The organism is Acinetobacter legionensis (assembly GCF_057165765.1).
The window spans coordinates 2338544-2356374 of record NZ_CM169896.1; the positions used below are offsets into that span (position 1 = coordinate 2338544).

General features: G+C 38.2%; 18 protein-coding genes. 5 read left to right on the plus strand and 13 right to left on the minus strand.

From position 1 onward, the window contains the following. Positions 1-3: 3 nt before the first annotated feature. The 8 genes from msbA to AC2G3J_RS10835 all read right to left on the minus strand — a co-directional run bounded on the left by msbA (position 4) and on the right by AC2G3J_RS10835 (position 6987). Positions 4-1734, minus strand: coding sequence for a lipid A export permease/ATP-binding protein MsbA (gene msbA / locus AC2G3J_RS10800; protein WP_336951439.1), 1731 nt, complete (start codon positions 1732-1734; stop codon positions 4-6). A 3-nt stretch (positions 1735-1737) separates the two neighbouring features. Beyond that, entirely contained in the window at positions 1738-2160 is a 423-nt protein-coding gene (locus AC2G3J_RS10805) for an ExbD/TolR family protein (RefSeq protein WP_336951440.1), read from the minus strand. Positions 2161-2180: 20 nt separating this feature from the next. Continuing rightward, complete coding sequence (locus tag AC2G3J_RS10810) at positions 2181-2813, minus strand: MotA/TolQ/ExbB proton channel family protein (RefSeq protein WP_483769960.1); 633 nt, start codon at positions 2811-2813, stop codon at positions 2181-2183. Between the two features lie 35 nt (positions 2814-2848). After that, positions 2849-3739: a ParB/RepB/Spo0J family partition protein gene (locus tag AC2G3J_RS10815; RefSeq protein WP_004720851.1), complete on the minus strand. Its 891-nt coding sequence runs from the start codon at positions 3737-3739 to the stop codon at positions 2849-2851. Then, on the minus strand, positions 3736-4518 hold the full coding sequence (locus tag AC2G3J_RS10820; RefSeq protein ID WP_004720853.1) for a ParA family protein: 783 nt from the start codon (positions 4516-4518) through the stop codon (positions 3736-3738). The genes AC2G3J_RS10815 and AC2G3J_RS10820 overlap by 4 nt, the downstream gene beginning before the upstream one ends. A 24-nt stretch (positions 4519-4542) precedes the next feature. Further along, entirely contained in the window at positions 4543-5175 is a 633-nt protein-coding gene (gene rsmG / locus AC2G3J_RS10825) for a 16S rRNA (guanine(527)-N(7))-methyltransferase RsmG (RefSeq protein ID WP_483769961.1), read from the minus strand. 106 nt (positions 5176-5281) lie between these two features. Continuing rightward, complete coding sequence (gene murU / locus AC2G3J_RS10830) at positions 5282-5971, minus strand: N-acetylmuramate alpha-1-phosphate uridylyltransferase MurU (protein WP_336951443.1); 690 nt, start codon at positions 5969-5971, stop codon at positions 5282-5284. Further along, a complete protein-coding gene (locus AC2G3J_RS10835) occupies positions 5968-6987 on the minus strand; it encodes an aminoglycoside phosphotransferase family protein (protein WP_483769962.1) in 1020 nt (339 codons plus the stop codon). Before AC2G3J_RS10835 ends, murU begins: the two co-directional genes overlap by 4 nt. Before the next feature lie 119 nt (positions 6988-7106). Here AC2G3J_RS10835 and AC2G3J_RS10840 point away from each other — a divergent pair, with 119 nt between their 5' ends. Together AC2G3J_RS10840 and AC2G3J_RS10845 are read left to right on the plus strand one after the other, a co-directional pair. Further along, positions 7107-9557: an LPS-assembly protein LptD gene (locus tag AC2G3J_RS10840; RefSeq protein ID WP_096734006.1), complete on the plus strand. Its 2451-nt coding sequence runs from the start codon at positions 7107-7109 to the stop codon at positions 9555-9557. Continuing rightward, on the plus strand, positions 9557-10873 hold the full coding sequence (locus tag AC2G3J_RS10845) for a peptidylprolyl isomerase (RefSeq protein ID WP_419359224.1): 1317 nt from the start codon (positions 9557-9559) through the stop codon (positions 10871-10873). Before AC2G3J_RS10840 ends, AC2G3J_RS10845 begins: the two co-directional genes overlap by 1 nt. 485 nt (positions 10874-11358) lie before the next feature. On the opposite strand, the gene hfq is transcribed toward AC2G3J_RS10845, so the two are convergent. From hfq to tsaE, 4 genes are all read right to left on the minus strand, one after another. Beyond that, positions 11359-11874 carry an RNA chaperone Hfq gene (gene hfq, locus AC2G3J_RS10850; RefSeq protein ID WP_004720864.1) on the minus strand — a complete coding sequence of 172 codons (516 nt, stop codon included), beginning with the start codon at positions 11872-11874 and terminating at the stop codon, positions 11359-11361. Positions 11875-11964: 90 nt separating this feature from the next. After that, on the minus strand, positions 11965-12909 hold the full coding sequence (gene miaA / locus AC2G3J_RS10855; protein ID WP_336951446.1) for a tRNA (adenosine(37)-N6)-dimethylallyltransferase MiaA: 945 nt from the start codon (positions 12907-12909) through the stop codon (positions 11965-11967). A gap of 6 nt (positions 12910-12915) precedes the next feature. Beyond that, on the minus strand, positions 12916-14925 hold the full coding sequence (gene mutL / locus AC2G3J_RS10860) for a DNA mismatch repair endonuclease MutL (protein WP_483769963.1): 2010 nt from the start codon (positions 14923-14925) through the stop codon (positions 12916-12918). Positions 14926-14990: 65 nt separating this feature from the next. Beyond that, positions 14991-15449, minus strand: a complete 459-nt coding sequence (gene tsaE / locus AC2G3J_RS10865; protein ID WP_336951448.1) for a tRNA (adenosine(37)-N6)-threonylcarbamoyltransferase complex ATPase subunit type 1 TsaE — start codon at positions 15447-15449, stop codon at positions 14991-14993. A 147-nt stretch (positions 15450-15596) separates the two neighbouring features. On the opposite strand from tsaE, the gene AC2G3J_RS10870 reads away from it, so the two are divergent. The 3 genes from AC2G3J_RS10870 (at position 15597) to AC2G3J_RS10880 (ending at position 17471) form a co-directional block, all read left to right on the plus strand. Beyond that, positions 15597-16514, plus strand: coding sequence for a pseudouridine synthase (locus AC2G3J_RS10870; protein WP_483769964.1), 918 nt, complete (start codon positions 15597-15599; stop codon positions 16512-16514). 107 nt (positions 16515-16621) lie between these two features. Further along, complete coding sequence (locus tag AC2G3J_RS10875; RefSeq protein ID WP_004720870.1) at positions 16622-16933, plus strand: type II toxin-antitoxin system RelB/DinJ family antitoxin; 312 nt, start codon at positions 16622-16624, stop codon at positions 16931-16933. 94 nt (positions 16934-17027) lie between these two features. After that, positions 17028-17471, plus strand: coding sequence for a GNAT family N-acetyltransferase (locus AC2G3J_RS10880; RefSeq protein WP_004821200.1), 444 nt, complete (start codon positions 17028-17030; stop codon positions 17469-17471). Positions 17472-17604: 133 nt separating this feature from the next. On the opposite strand, the gene AC2G3J_RS10885 is transcribed toward AC2G3J_RS10880, so the two are convergent. Further along, the gene (locus tag AC2G3J_RS10885) at positions 17605-17829 is read right to left on the minus strand and encodes a peptidyl-tRNA hydrolase (protein WP_483769965.1); all 225 of its coding nucleotides are present in this window, start codon (positions 17827-17829) and stop codon (positions 17605-17607) included. Positions 17830-17831: the final 2 nt, after the last annotated feature.

Sequence of the window (17831 nt, forward strand, 5' to 3'; positions counted from 1 at the left end):
GGGTTATTCCTCAAAGTTACGTTCATACAATTGATAGTAAGCGCCATGCTTCGCCAATAACTCAGTATGAGTACCTTGCTCTATGATACGCCCTTTATCCATAACCACAATCTTATCCGCTTTCTCAATCGTGGATAGACGGTGAGCGATCACAATCGTAGTTCTGTTTTGATCAAGCATCGCTTCATCAAAAGCTTTTTGAATAAAGTGTTCAGACTCATTGTCCAAAGCACTAGTGGCTTCATCAAGAATCAGAATCGGTGCATTTTTAAGGATTGCACGCGCAATGGCAATACGTTGACGTTGACCACCAGAAAGACTTAAGCCTTGCGCACCTAAAGGCGTGTCATAACCTTTAGGTAATTCCATAATAAAGTCATGTGCATAAGCTGCTTTAGCTGCTGCAATAATGGCTTCTTCAGATGCTTTTTCTAACTGACCATATGCAATATTTTCACGCACCGTTCGATCAAATAAAACGACTTGCTGGTTAACCATCGCAACTTGAGTACGTAAACAACTCAGTTCAATGTCTTTTATAGGCAACTGGTCTAAATAAATTTGCCCTGCACTAATCTCCTGAAAGCGCACCAACATATTCACCAATGAAGACTTACCCGCACCTGAACGCCCAACTAGAGCAATCGTTTGTCCAGCCTGGATCTCTAATGAAAAATCATCAATTGCTTTCACTTTATTTTTATATATCAAAGACACATGATCAAACTTGATATCACCCAATAATTTAGGTGTTAAATTTCCCGTATTCTCTTCTTGTGGTAAGTCTAGAACCTCAAATACAGAATATGCTGCCGCAATACCACGTTGTAATTTTTCATTAATATCAGTGAGGTTTTTAATAGGTTTAGCCAGCAACCCAGCTGCTGTAATATAAGCAACAAACTCTCCTGCAGAAGTATCACCTAGAATTTGTGGACGTAATGCCAGCCAAATAATGATACTCAGAGCAAAGGCCATGACCAATTGTACCAATGGACTATTTAAGTTTTGTACGACGACCATTTTCAAACCACGTTTTAAGTTTTCTTCTGAAGACTTATAAAAACGTTTTTGTTCACTTTCTTCGCCAGCAAAGCTCTTTACAACAGCATTACCGCTTATTGTTTCTTGAACAATATGATTCACATCCCCCATAGTGTTTTGCACTTGAATGGAGAGTTTACGCATACGTTTTGAAGCTTTACGCACCAACAAGCCAATAATTGGCATAAAAATAAAAATACATAAGGTCAAACGCCAATTGGTGTAAAGCAGATAACCCAATAAACCTAAAGCAATTGCACCATCACGAAGTAATATTTTTAATGATTCAGATGACGCTGCGGTTAACTGCTCTACGTTATACATAATTTTTGCAGTGATATGACCTGATGAATTATCCAAATAATACTGTGCTGGTAGTTTTAAAAGTTTGGCATAAACCTCTTGACGAATACTAAATACCAAACTTCTTGAGATGACTGCGGTAAAGTAGCCTCCCATAAACAACCCTAAGCCACGGAAAAAGATCAACAGGATAATCAGTGCAGGAAACCAATCAAGATCACCACGATTGCCACCCTGAATTGCATCAATTATATATTTAAGTAACTTCGCTACGGAGACTTCAGTTGCTGCATTTATGCCAAATCCAACAATAACGAGTAAGGCTGCCCCCCAATACGGCTTTAAATACGCCAAAAGACGGACATAGACCTTAAAATCCTGATTCACTAATTAATAACCTCGAGATGGAACTTTGGTACTGATATTGATGTTAACGAAACCTAGCTGTCCTGCAACATCCATCACTCGAATAACATCTTGATGGGTTGCTTTAGCATCTGCAGCAATCACAAACATCAGATCACGATTATCATTTGCTGCTTGCTTAATTGCAGTACTTAAATCAGCAGACTCTTTACTCGAAAGCGCCTGCCCATTTACTGCATAATGTCCTGCGGAGTCTACCATGACTTCAATTTTATTTTTGTATTCTTTTGGCGGAACACCATGTGCATCAGGCAAAGAAAGATTGATTCGACTTTGCTGATTAAATGTGGTGGTCAGTAACAAAATCACCAATATAAATAATAAGCAATCAATCAGTGGAGTAAGATTGATATGAATATCTTCAACTGTTTTGCGTCTAAATTTCATGAAACACCCCTAAAACGGATTTAACCAGCTTTCTTTTTTTCACTTTCAAGGTACGTCTGAAAAAATAAGGCTGCATGAAATAAAGTCGACTGCTGCTCTAGTTCAGCCACATATTCCTGAACTAAACGCTGATAATAACGATAAGCAAATAGTGCAGGAATGGCGATAACCATACCAGCAGCTGTGGTAATTAATGCTTTAGATATCCCTGGAATCATCATGGTTGGATTGGCATTGGAACCCAAATCAATGACCAGAAAGGACTCGATAATCCCTATCACTGTACCCAACAAACCCAATAAAGGTGCAACAGCGCTCAATGTACCTAAAAAATTTATATTTTTTTCTAGATATCCAATTTCGCGGGAAGCTGTAGCTTCCATTTGAGCACGCGCAAACGCTTCACCTTGAGTATAAGCATCTATTCCATCTTTAAAAATATAGCCTAATGCTGTTTGGCAAACAGTTTGATCTTGTTCCATTTCATCTAAAACATCGTCAACATTGCGACCTTTTTGCATTATAAGCGACTTAGGTAAAACTAAAGATCGTTTCAGCCGTATAAATCTCTCGATTGAAATCGCAACAGTAAAAATTGAACATAAAACCAATGGCAGCATTAACCAACCGCCGGCTTTAACAAGTTCCCACATCTTTAGTTCCCCAAATTAATTAAATCGCTTAAACATTATTGTTCTGGTAAACAGATATTTAAAATTCCATCTAACTCATCAAGCGAGTTATAACTGATGACCAGCTTGCCTTTACCCTGTTTGTTATAGTCTAATTTTACACTTGCACTAAAACGTTCTGACAATTTTTGGGTCAGTTGCTGTACATCAGGCGCAAGTGGATCTTTAGATTTTTCCTGCTTTGGCGTATTCCAATCACGCACCAACTGTTCGGTTTGACGTACAGACAAACTCTTATCAATCACAATTTTTGCAATTTGCAATTGATCTTTAGCTTTTAGGGTCAATATCGCACGAGCGTGCCCCATGTCTAATAAACCTTGTTGCATTAAATCTTTGATTTCATCTTCTAGGCTTAATAAACGCAATAAATTACTCACGGTAGTCCGTGCTTTACCTACAGTATCTGCAATTTCTTGATGACTCAAACCGAATTCTTCATGAAAGCGTTGTAATGCTAGTGCTTGATCAACAGGGTTTAAATCTTGGCGTTGAATATTCTCAATCAATGCCAGGGCAATCGCAACTTGATCGGTCAAATCACGTACAATTGCAGGAATTTCTGTCAAACCCGCCAATTGTGCCGCACGCCAACGACGTTCACCAGCTATAATTTCATATGGAGTTTCGTCATTTTCAATAGGACGAATTACAATCGGCTGCATTACACCATGTTTTTTAATTGATGCTGCAAGTTCTTGCAAATCTTGCTCACCAATAAAACGACGGGGTTGATAAGCGCCACGTTTTAATTGGGTTACATCCATCTGTTTTAATTGGCCATGATCCAATGCTTGAACTTCAAGTTGTAATTTTTCTTTTTGGATTGAACCTAATAACGCATCTAAGCCACGACCCTTTGCCAACCCTCTTTTTTTCACGGTCATGCTTTATTTCCTTTTTTCACTTTACTCTTTTTCAACATTTCAGCTGCTAAATTTAAATATGCAATTGCACCTTTAGAGCTTTTCTCAAAATAAATAATCGGCAATCCATGTGCTGGCGCTTCGGCCAACCTCACATTACGCGGAATCACTGTATCATAAAGTTTCTTACCAAAATACTGTTCTAATTCGGCAGAAACATCACGGGTGAGAGCATTACGCGCATCATACATCGTGCGAAGTACCCCAATAATTTCCAACTCAGGGTTTAAAGCTTGTTGAATTTTATCAATAGTCTGCGTCAAATCTGCCAATCCTTCTAATGCATAGTACTCACATTGCATTGGAATAATCACTGCATCCACTGCTGCTAAAGCATTGACCGTAATTAAACTCAAACTTGGCGCACAATCAACAATAATATAATCAAAGTCTTTTTCAATTTGCTGTAAAGCGTTACGCAAAATAAACTCACGTCCATCTTGCTCTGCAATTGCTAACTCAACACCTGCCAAATCACGATTTGAACCAAGCACTTTATAACCAACTTCGGCTTTACTAATTGCAGTTTCAATCGGTACTTCACCCAGAAGTACATCGGTGACAGAATACAACAAATCATTTTTTTGAATACCCGACCCCATTGTAGCATTACCCTGAGAGTCCATATCCACCAATAAAACACGCTTTTTCAACACTGCCAAAGAGGCAGCCAAATTCACGGCTGTCGTGGTTTTACCTACGCCACCTTTCTGGTTTGCGATAGCAATAATTTGAGCCATGGTAACCCCAACCCTTAGTCTGTTTTAAATATGTTTTAATAAAAGTAAATGACGTTGTTCGTCCAACCGAGGTACATGCAATTCAATAATGTCACAACTCCACTTATCTTTTAAAGCATCAACCTCTTCAATGGGAATCAAACCTTTCATTGACGCAATGATACTGCCTTCATGCATATAAGGTTTTGAAGCTGTCACAAAATCTGTCAATGAAGCAAATGCACGACTGGTGATCACATCAAATTGCCCTAGATCATGGATACTATCTTCGTTTTCTACACGAGTCTGAACTGCGACAACATTTTTTAGTTTTAAATCTGCAATAAATTGTTTCAGAAAACGAATTTTCTTACCATTTGAATCCAACAAAACACATTGGCGTTCAGGTTGACACAGTGCAATGATCATCCCTGGCATGCCCCCGCCAGTACCAATATCGAGTAAACGACCAGCGGGTAAATCATTTAAAATACTTAAGCTATCCAATAAATGCTTAACCAACATTTCTTTTGGATCGCGAATCGCTGTTAAGTTATAAGCTTTGTTCCACAGGACGAGTGCATCTTGATATTGCAACAATAATCCTAATGCTTCATCACTAAGTTTTAAGCCAAGCTTTAGACTGCCTTGCTTTAACTCTTGAAAAAATGGATGCATGATCAAATAACATCTTTAAAAAATTAGCTGAAAGTATACCTATTTCTCGCCCGTGGAACAGTAGTTAACGATGAGTTAATACGCACTTAGGCCTATTTATTCGCACTTAAGTATACTCACCCTGTCTTATTTGCAAATCTAAGGCTGTTAAACGCTCAGGTGTACCAACATCAACCCACGCCGCTTGCATTTTCTCTGCCGAAATTTTACCGTCTAGCATGCCTTGTTTAAGCAAAGGTGCAAGTGGTCTTTTACCATGCTCCAGCCCATCAAACATTTTTGGATTGATCACAGCGATACCACTGTAAGTTAAATTTTCTCCTTGCTGATTTTGATCAAAGGTATAAGCACGACCATTTGCCAAGGTAAAATCACCTTGTGGATGTTGTTCAGGATTATTGACAAAAACCAAATGCGCAAGATCATCAGCAAGATCCATATTCAATAATGATGTAAAATCAAAAGTGGTCCATACATCGCCATTGACCAGAATAAAAGGCTGATCACCGAGAAGTGCTAAGGCATTGATAATCCCACCTGCGGTTTCCAAGCCCTCATCTTCACGTGTCCAGCGTATAGTCACACCAAATTGTGAGCCATCACCTAACGCACCGATCAGAATATCTGCCAACCATGCAGAGTTAATCACGATTTCAGTTACACCCATTTTTTTCAATTTTTCAATATGCCATACAATTAGTGCTTTGCCGCCCACTTCCAATAAAGGCTTTGGCTTATAGAGGGTCAAAGGTCGCATTCTATTGCCTAGACCAGCTGCTAAAATCATCGCTTTCATGCTGCAACCACCTCATATGCGCCATATTTTTCTTCAAATTTTGGCAAAACCCGTGCACGGATAAAACTCATGAACGGTTGTAATTCTGGGTAAGATTTTGACTCTTCCAATAAATACCACATGACACGAGGCAAGTCCTTGAGATAACCAGATTTACCGTCACGCTCAAACAAACGAACAAAAATACCTAAAATTTTGATATGGCGCTGAATTGCCATGAAGTCAGCATCTTGTTTGAATTGATCAAAATCACGATCTTGCTTCGCAGATTCTGGCAATAAGTCATAAAATACTTTAAACCACTCATACACACGCTCAGGACTCCACTGTACGTAGGCATCACGGGTAATCGAAATCAAGTCATAAGTGTCAGCACCAATCACTGCGTCTTGAAAATCAATCACACCTTGATCTTTCTCAGCTTCAAGAATCATCAGATTACGACTATGGAAATCACGATGTACGATTACTTGAGGTTGTGCCAAAGCAGCATTGGCAAGAATAGCAAAAGTTCGTTTAATTAATCCAAGCTCATCATCTGTTACTTGGATTGCTAATGATGGTAACAACCAATCTGTTAACAATTCCATTTCTGAGATCAGCTTTTCATAGGCATATGCGGGCAAGTGTGATGAATCAGCAAAAATAGATTGCAACTGCACCAACTGTTTAAAACTTTGTGCATAATGTGCATCTACCGTTTGATCATTCAATTGTGTAGATAGCAAGATATCGCCAAAATCTTCAAGCAACAATAAACCTTGATCTAAATCCTTGGCAACAATATGAGGTACACGCACCCCATTTCTGTCAAAGAACTCATCAATCGCAACAAAAGGACGACAATCTTCCTTCTCAGGAGGTGCATCCATAAGCATAAATGTTTTATTATTCAAGGTAATTCGTGCATAACGACGGAAACTCGCATCGCCTGCTAAAAAATTGATTTCAAATTGATCTGAACTGAGTACAGATGTTAACCATGTTTGTATCAATTGTTCACGTTGTGTATTCATTTGCAATTTAATCTAATTCAGGCTGAATTTTTGAAGTGCTAAGTGTAGCTACTTATCGACTTTTTCTCTATGATGCGACAATAATTAATTGCGATTAGCATATTTGGTTAATGAGACAAATGAAGCATCAGTTTAAATTTAATCCTTTAGCGACTGCTATTTTGACACTTCTTTGTGGAAGTTCAGTATCCAGCTATGCTGAATCGACAGACACTGTTTCTGAAGTTAATAATAAGCAACTGAATGCAGCCATCAAAGAAAGCTTTGCAGGGCAAAATTTCTTTGAACAATATTATGTGGACAAAAACTCGCCTGAAGCACAGGTACGTGATTTAAAAAATCCAAGCACGCGTTATTGTGAAGGTGTTTGGGTTACTCCTTTTAGCACCCAAGCTAAATCGACAAACCCAGAAGAAGCATCATCTGTGATTACCGCAGACAATGGTTATTACAATCCCAATGGTGACTCTTTCCTGTCTGGTGATGTGGTCATTGACCAATCTGGACGTATGATCCGTGCTGATGAAGTGACCATTGATAAAACACAAACTTTCGCCAAAGCGAAAGGCAATGTACAAATGGCACAAGGCGGTATCATCGCGCAAAGTGATCAAATCGATTACAATCTGAAAGATGAAACTGGTCAGTTAAATAATAGTTTCTATATTGCAGAATTGACCCACGCACATGGTCATGCAGAAAAAATAGAAAGAACTTCACCAACCAATATCGTTCTTGAAAATGCCACCTACACCACCTGCCCACCCGATGAAAAACCCACTTGGAAAATTCAGGCCAATAAAATTGAATTGGATCAAGATACGGGGCGTGGTGTAACGCGTGGCACCAAACTCTATGTTAAGGATGTGCCTGTACTCGCAGTTCCATATTTCAACTTCCCAATCGATGACCGCCGTACTACAGGGATTTTAAATCCTAGTTTCGGTTTTACTAATGATGGTGGCTTTGAACTCGCAGTTCCCGTTTATTTAAATTTGGCGCCCAACTATGATGCCACCATTACACCACGGCTGATAACTGATCGTGGTCTTATGGCTCAAGGTGAGTTTCGTTATTTAACTGAGAACTTTGGTGCTGGTAGCGTTTGGGGAAGTTATTTACCTTCTGACCGTGATTATAATGATGAAGATCGTAAAGACCTACATTTCCTACACAAGTGGGATATCACCAAACAATGGTCAACCAATTTAGAATACAATTATGTTTCTGATAAAGATTTTTTCTCGGATCTAGATAACAATCCAAACACACGAACAGAACTTAACCAACGCCGTGCTTGGGAACTCAATTACAATCACGGTATTCCAGGGTTAAAAGCTCAGCTTAAAGTTGAAGACTTCCAAACACTCGATAAAACCATCAAAGATGTTGATAAGCCATATGCCCGCCTACCGCAGTTTTTGCTCAATTATGTAGCTGGAAATCCACAAGGTTTGGAATACGAGTTTAATAACGACACTGCTTATTTCCAAAAAGACATCAATGATGCCGATTATAATAACCAGCCAAGTGGTACACGTTTATATAACCAATTTGCAACACGTTATAATTTCCGTAATCCATGGTCTTTTGTAATTCCAGAAGTTTCTGTACGTAGTTTAAATACCTTTTATGATCAAACTACTGTAGATCAACTTAACTTAAATAACCAAAGCCAAGATAGCAAAAATAAATCTGTTGTTGTTCCTCAATTTACCTTGGATACAGGTTTAACTTTCGAAAAGGACGGAAAATTCCTCCAGACCATTACACCTCGCGCTTTCTACGCCTATGCACCATATAAAAATCAAACAGGTTATCCAAACTTTGATTCAACAACAGCTTCTATTAGCTATGATCAATTGTTTAGCCCGTACCGTTTCTATGGACACGACCGCTTAGAAGACAATAACTTTTTATCGCTTGGTTTAAGCTATAGCTTGTTTGATACAGTGGGCTTAGAGCGTTTAAGAGCAAGTATCGGTCAAAGTTATTATTTTGATGATCGAAAAGTTACCTTACTCAACAATACAGATGATTTAGACAGAGAAAAACATACTGGTCCTGTGCTGAGCCTTTCTAGCCAACTTTCACAAAACTTCACACTGAGTACCAATTCAGCATGGATGTCAAATGGTGATAGCGCTCAACATGACTTCCAATTGTATTATACAGGGCAACGCGGAAACCTTTATAATGTTGGTTATTTTTATCGTAATAACCTCCCTGACCGTCAACGTGCATATGATCAAGCAGTTGCATCATTTATACAGCCTGTAAAAGACAACTGGCGTATTATGGGACATGTTCAATATGACCTTGACAACCATGTCGCACGCGAATATTTATTGGGTGTGAATTATGAATCTTGTTGTTGGGGAATTTCCGTCTATGGTCGCTCGTATTTTAATGATCTAGATGATGTTTCTCTTCCTGATACAAAGCCAAAACGCGCAGTGATGGCTGAGATCACACTAAAAGGACTTGGTGGTTTGAACAACAAGTTAAGTTCATTACTTGAAAATCGTATTTTAGGTTTTGATAAAGCTAATCAATCTTGGACACATTAATGAAGACGCAAAAATTTAAAAAATTATTTAAAGCATCAACCTTAGCTTTACTCATCTCCACCGCGGTATCAGTTTATGCTGCTCCGCAGGACCAAATCATAGCAATTGTTGGTTCTACAGCAATTTTAAAAAGTGATTTAGACCAAGGTGTTGCTGAAGCGACACATCGACTTCAGGCACAAAAGAAAGAAATCCCACCACAAAACATTCTGCAACAGCAAGTACTGAGTCAGCTCATCACCCATGATGCACAGCTTGAACAAGTGAAGAAGTATGGCTTAAAAGCAGATGAAAAAAGCTTAAATGAAGCCGTATTGAAAGTTGCCCAACAATCTGGTGCAAATTCTTTAGAAGCTTTTCAAAAAAAATTAGATGCTGTTGCGCCTGGTACTTATGAATTACTGCGTAACCGTGTTGCGGAAGATTTACTCATTCAACGATTGAGTCAACAACAAGTAATGTCTCGTATCAAGATCACTGACCTTGATGTTGAAAACTTCTTAAAATCACCTGAAGGTCAAGCTGCTGTTGGTAGTCAAGTTCATGTACTACATATGCGTATTTCAGGAGAAGCGCCAGCAAGCGAGTTAGAAAGTATTGCAAAAGCAGTCCGTACTGACTTAAAAGATAGCAATGACGTAAAAAGCTTAGAAAAGAAATTTACTACAGCACAAATCAAAGTCGATGGCGCTGATATGGGCTTTCGTCCGCTTTCAGACATTCCAACAGATCTTGCTGCACGTGTGACTACCCTTGAACCAGGTCAAACCACTGACTTAATTCCAGCAAAAGATGGGGTTCATGTTTTAAAATTATTAGAAAAAAAATCGAATGAACAAAAAGCATTGGTTTCACAGTTTAATACTCGTCATATTCTGATTAAAACATCAGAAGTTGTTAGCCCTGAAAATGCAAAGCAAACCATTGACAGTATTTATAATCGCTTAAAAGCGGGTGATGATTTTGCTACGCTTGCTTCAACTTATTCAAATGATCCAGGTTCTGCTCGTGATGGCGGAAGTCTTGGCTGGGTAAGCCCTGGCATGATGGTTCCTGAATTTGATAAACTCATGCAGAGCTCGCCAGTCAATGAAATTAGCAAACCATTTCAAACTCAATTTGGCTGGCATATTCTTCAAGTCACAGGTACACGTCAACAAGATATGACTTCAGAATACCAAAAGCGTATGGCACGCCAAATTTTAGGCGAACGTCAATTCGAATCAGAATATGACGGCTGGCTACGAGAGTTACGTGCAAATACTTACATTGAAATCAAAGATCCCAGCTTAGATCCAAAGAAAAGTGAAAGTTAAGCCTGCGCTTAGTCTTTAAATTAAAAAGCCAGTGTTCTACACTGGCTTTTTAATTTAAAAATCTTGGTTTATCTTATTATTTCATAAATGGCTTGCATTGTAGGTTAAAATTGAGCTGATGAAGCATGAAGCATGAAGCATGAAGCATGAAGCATGAAGCATGAAGCATGAAGCATGAAGCAAAGAGAATAGCGAGGCTATCTTCAGGTTTCATAACGTAAACCCAAGAAAATTTTAAACACAACCCCAAGCAAGAACAATGCGTGGCTTTGTTTGCAGCGCAAGGACCAACGTTTTTACCATTACGTCTATACTCAGCGAAATGACGTTTACATCATTCAGAATGACTAAATTTCGTATCATCTAAAAACGGTGTAGGTGCAAACATAGATAAATTTCAACATAGTCTCATATTAAGAGAAGCCAATAAAAAAGAGACGCCAATTTGGCGTCTCTTTTACAATCGTTCTTGTTAAATCAAGAAATTAACGATTGTTTTCATCTTCTTGTGAATCTTCAAATTTTGTTTCGCCGCCAAAGTCAGTACCTTGACCGCCGAAGCCACCTTGACCACCGAAGCCACCTTGACCACCGAAGCCACCTTGACCACCGAAGCCACCTTGGCTACCGAAACCACCTTGACCACCGAAACCGCCTTGTTGACCACCAAAGCCGCCTTGTTGACCACCGAAGCCACCTTGACCACCAAAGCCACCAGCTTGACCGCCGAAGCCACCAGCTTGACCACCAAAGCCACCAGCAGCGCCTTGAGCACCAGCAGGAGCACCAGCAGGACGTGGATTACGTGCAGGTACAACAGTTGAAATAGCATGCTTATAAACCATTTGGCTTACTGTGTTTTTCAACAAAACAACATACTGGTCAAAAGATTCAATATGACCTTGTAATTTAATACCGTTTACAAGAAAAATAGAAACAGGAATACGTTCTTTACGGAGAGAATTTAAGAACGGATCTTGTAAAGTTTGACCTTTAGACATTTTATACTCCAAAAAAAATTAAAATCAGCGCAAAAACTACCTTTATTTTTCAATTAAAATTTATAAAAAAGGTAGTTGTTAAATTTTGCTTTATCCGTATAAGTTTCGCAAGTCTTCTTGTGCTTGGTTTATCGTAAAAAAAGTTTGAAAAGAGTGTGTTTCTTGCAAAGATCGTAACCAAGTGTATTGACGTTTTGCTAATTGTCGTGTTGCAAAAAGTGCTTTATCCTTCATTTGGCGCTCACTTTCTTGACTCAAATCACTGTTTTTTAAAAAATCTATCGCTTGTCTATATCCAACTGAGCGTGAAGAAGGTAAATTTTCTTCAAGATCGTATTTTTTCATAAGATTTTCAACCTCATTTAAAAATCCGATTTCCCACATTTTTTCCAAGCGTAACTCAATTCGCTTGTGCAGCTCAAGACGATCAGGCAATAAAGCATAATTATGAAAATGATAACGGTAAGGTTGATTCTTCGGTTGTTCTGCCTGTAGTTGAGTAATAGGACGACCAGTAATTTTATACACTTCTAAAGCACGAATGATTCGTTGCTTATCACTGACTTTAAATTTTTCACCTGCCAACACATCAACAGATTTTAATTCATCATACACCGATTGCCAGCCTTCCGTTTCACCTTTTAACTCAATCGCAGCACGAATCGCATAATCAGCACTCGGTAAATTTGTAGAGAGCCCCTCAAGCAACGCTTTAAAATATAGCATTGTACCGCCAACTAAAATAGGTGTTTTACCGCTTGCATGGATACCATCAATCAGTCGACAAGCATCCTCGACAAATTCAGCAGCAGAATAAACCTCAAGAGGCGTAATAATATCAATCAAATGATGCGGATAACACTCCTGCTCCGCTTTGGTTGGCTTTGCAGTACCAATATCCATATCTTTATAGACCAAGGCAGAATCTACAGAAATAAGCTCATAATTCCCATGATCATACAGTTCACATGCCAAAGCAGTTTTACCGCTTGCGGTTGGTCCCATTAAATTGATGACGGGCAATTGATTTGACATGTACAACTACTCTCCTCGAGCAAATAATTTATCTAATTGGGGTAATGGAAATGCACGCCAAGTTGGTCGACCATGATTACACTGACTTGCAAATTCTGTATGTTCCATTTGTCGCAGCAAAGCATTCATTTCTGAAAGACTTAGCATTCGATGTGCGCGCACTGCGCCATGGCATGCCATTCCTGCTAAAATTTGATCACGCTTCTGTTGTAGTGCTTGAGCTTCATCATTTGGATCTAAATCATTGAGTAATTCAGGTACCAAGGATTCAAAATCTGCTTTATGTAAAATCGCAGGCACACCACGTACAATCACTTGATCATCACCATATTGATCAATTTCTAGACCTAAGCGTTCCAACTGTGGTTTTAAATCATCAACACGGGTTGCCTGCATACGTGTAATTGAAATAATTTTAGGAATAAGCAACTGCTGTGAGGTCCAAAATTCTGGTTTATCCCATGCAGATTTCATTTGTTGTAACAAAATACGTTCATGCGCTGCATGCATATCGACAATAATCAGTCCTTCCGTATTCTGTGCAAGAATATAAATTCCATGTAATTGCGCTATTGCAATTCCCAACGGATATTCATCAACCTGATGGACCTGTTTATTTTGGATTTCTTGTACAGATCGCTCATAGGACGCTTGATCTGTTAATTCTTGATCAGCATCCCCAGACTCACGTAAAGGGGCTAAATAGCTTTTCAAGGCGTTATTGAGTTGTTGAGTGCCACGATACTGCTGTTGTGGTTCATAGTGGGAATAATTGACTGTTTGGGCATGTCCATCACTAAAATCTGTTAGACCACTATGCTGTATAGACCCATCTGAATTGCTTCGGTTATTTTGATCAACCACATGTTGCTCAGCGGTTGCATTTCGATGTAAATAAAACTGTTCTTGATAACGTGGCTGAGCTGGTAATAATTGATCTGCTATTGATCCATCCTGCTTCATTGCAGAAGATAAATCCGCAGTTGCAGTTTGAAATTGAGATAAGGTGTCTTTAGCAAAATGTCGTACAAACTCATGCACTTCACGTTGATTAAGGAAGCGAATTTCATGCTTGGTTGGATGCACATTCACATCAATATTTTCAGGATCTACTTCTAAAAATAGCAAATAGGCAGCATGTTGATGCCCATGCAAAATACCATCATAAGCCATCCGTAAAGCATGCGAAATGGTTTTATCTTTGACGATACGACCATTCACATAGACATATTGCAAATCGGCTTGTGCACGCGCATCTGAAGGATGTCCTAACCAACCTGATAAACGCATACTAATACTATCTGCATCAATCCAATACGCATTTTCAGTGAATTGACGACCTAATAATTGCTGTACTCGTTGAAATCTCAATTCACCACTGTCAGCAATCGGCAAATTGAGACGAATATTATCATTATGTTCTAAAACAAAGCGGATATCGAAATGCGTAAGTGCCATTCGACGTACAATTTCTTCAATATGACCAAATTCAGTACCTGGTTTCTTTAAGAATTTACGCCGCGCAGGCACATTAAAAAACAAATCCTGAATACGGATATGTGTACCTTGTTGGGTTGCTACTGCTTGAATATCTTGATGATCGAATGCTGTACCATTGACTTCCAGTTGGTAACCGACACCTGAATCATCCTGACTACTGGTTAAGGTTAAACGCGAAACCGCTGCGATAGATGCAAGCGCCTCTCCACGAAAGCCCAAACTCACAATTGCATGTAAATCTTCAGCAGATTGAATTTTACTGGTTGCATGTCGAGTCACTGAAAGTGCTAGATCCTCAGCGTGAATACCTCGACCATTGTCAATAATTTCAATCAGGGTACTGCCGCCATTTGCCACACGAATAATCAGCTCAGTCGCACCTGCATCAATCGAGTTTTCAAGCAACTCTTTCACTACTGATGATGGTCGTTCAATCACCTCACCTGCAGCAATTTGGTTGGCCAGTGCTGGATCTAGATTTTGGATACGTCTTAAACTGATATCTTCGCGTTGCATTCAATTAACCTAAAAATTTAAATAAATTAAAATATATGATGGGCTTAAAATGCTGAAAACATTGATCAAGTCAACGCTTCAATCAATTCAGCAGAAATACTTTCAATTACCACTTCACGAGCAGCTTCATCTTCTGTTTTTAAAATAGTAATCACATGATCTGCTTGTGGGATCTCATCACCGCCCTTAGAAGGCCATTCAAATAAGAATAAAGCATTCTCGACCTCTAAATAATCACGAATACCCATCAATTCAAGCTCATAAGGATCATTTAAACGGTATAAGTCAAAATGAAAGACATCTTTCACATTGATCTTGTAAGGTTCTACCAATGTATATGTGGGACTTTTCACCGCACCTTGATGCCCTAAACTTTGTAACCAATAACGTGTGAGTGTGGTTTTTCCCGCACCTAAGTCACCGATTAAATAAATTACGCCTTTTGCAATATGTTGAGCGAGCTTTTGTGCCAACATTTGGGTGTCTTGTTCATTGCTCAGAGTTAATTTATATGAATATTGCATAACGCTCACGATATGATTCAAACTAGACAATATGATAGCATTGCGTGACTTTAAAACCTATGTTGCATTGTTTAGAAATCATGTTTTGATACTTTCCAACACGCTTAGACAACTCACTTTAAACTTATCTGCATAAAAAATACGCTTATGAAACCCGTCACCCTTGTTTCAGAATATCAACCGCCAATGAGAGATGGTGTAACAGCTTCAAAAGTTTATCTCCCTAAATTAGAAAATTTGCCTACAAATTTATTCAGTTATTTATGTAACCATTTTCCGCATATTTCAACCAATGAATGGCAACAACGTTTTGAAGATCAACTCATCTTGGATATGCATGGTCAAGTATTAACAATAGATCATCCCTATCTAGCGAATACTCATCTTTACTATTATCGATTTCTAACGCATGAGATTTATGTGCCTTTTCAAGAAAGTATACTATTTGAAAATGAGGACTTCATTGCCGTAGATAAACCTCATTTTTTGACCATCAGTCCCTCAGGCCAATATATACAAGAAACATTATTGGTCCGTTTGAAAAAAACCACAAATAATCCTGACTTAACCCCCATCCATCGTTTAGATCGTGAAACTGCTGGCATTGTATTGTTTTCTAAATGCCCACAAACACGTGGTCTATATCAACAAATGTTTGCACAACGGCAAGTCAATAAAACCTATCAAGCAATTGCAAAATTTGATTCTGAGTTAAGCTTTCCACGTTCTGTAGATTTAAGAATGGAAAAGGGCGAACCTTTTTACACCATGAAAGTTGTTGATGGAAAATCAAACTCATATACCGAAATTGATCTCATTGAACATAATCAAATTTGGGCAAAATACTTACTTAAGCCATCAACGGGTAAACAGCATCAATTACGGGTACATTTAAATTGGTTAAATATTCCAATTAAAAATGACCCCTTTTATCCGCGAGTTCAACATAAAGATGCTGCTGATTTTTCACAACCTTTGCAGCTTTTAGCCAAAAAAATTCAGTTTCTTGACCCGATTAGACAAGTAGAATATTGCTTCTGTTCTAACTATGAATTGACACTGTAATTTTGACGTAATGACAAATATATGACTTTTTGGCGATTAAGCATTGAAATTCCGAAAGCTTTGATTAAAATAAGCATTCAAACTCTAATTTTGTTTGGTCACTATTCATGAGAAAAACCGAAGTCTATCAAGTACGTCTTGATTCACAAGAAAAAAAACTAGCATTTGCTGTTTTTAAACAATTGGGGATTACGCCTGCACAAGCAGTTCGACTGTTTTTTAAACAAGTTGTCATCACAAAATCCATCCCTTTCGCTATAGAAAATCAAAATATCAATATGGATCAGTTATTCAAGCTGAGAAAACTTAAGCAAGACCAACAAAACGGGCAACTCAATTCATCTGTTGATTTAAATGATGACGATGAAGATCTATTTGCAGAGTTAAATGCCATCTTGGGTGAAAGTGACAAAAAATAACACTGTCGCATTTTTAAACAAATAATTAAGTTTACTTTTCTATTTTTTGGTTATGCTCTTTTGCAAAGATAAAAATCATTGCAAGGAGTAATAAATGATCGTTAGACGAGCGACCAAAGAAGATTTAAATCAACTTGCTACTTTATTTGATGAATATCGCCAATTTTACGGCGCATCTTCCAATATCCAACAGTCCTTTAATTTTTTAAAACAACGTTTTGAAAATAAAGAAAGTGTAATCTTCATCCATGTCAAAGATGATGTTTTTACAGGCTTTGTGTTGTTATACCAAGGCTTTTCATCTGTTTCTTGTTCAAAGTACTATATTTTAGATGATGTTTATGTAACACCTGTTTTTCGTCGACAAGGTTCTGCCAAGCAACTGATTGATACTGCAATTCTTTTTGCACGTCATGAAGATGCGCAACGAATCAGTTTAGAAACCCAGAAAAACAATTACCATTCACATCAGCTCTATGAGCAAATGGGTTTTGTTAAAGACAATGAATTCCAGACATTTCATTGTTTTCTTAAGTAATTTGTACTATACAATTTTTAATCAATTCAATACAGGTTTCAACATCTTTGCGAATTTAAGTACATTGGGTATCGTGTCCTGTGAAATAGGAAAGACCACAGCACAGGATTTTTTACTATCCAATACTGTACTTTCATGTCCTAAATAACACTTTAATTTGAGCAATTTTATCAAATTCTTTTTGATTCACTTTAACCACAACTTTACGAAAAGAATGTTCTAACCAATTTTTATAACTTTCGGCATCAGCATCTTGAACAAAGTGTAAATGCGCAGCCAAAACTGCATGCGCAACAAGAGTTGGAACCATAAAGTCTGGCATTTTATCTAAAACAGCAATAAAGAGCTTTAAAGCCATGA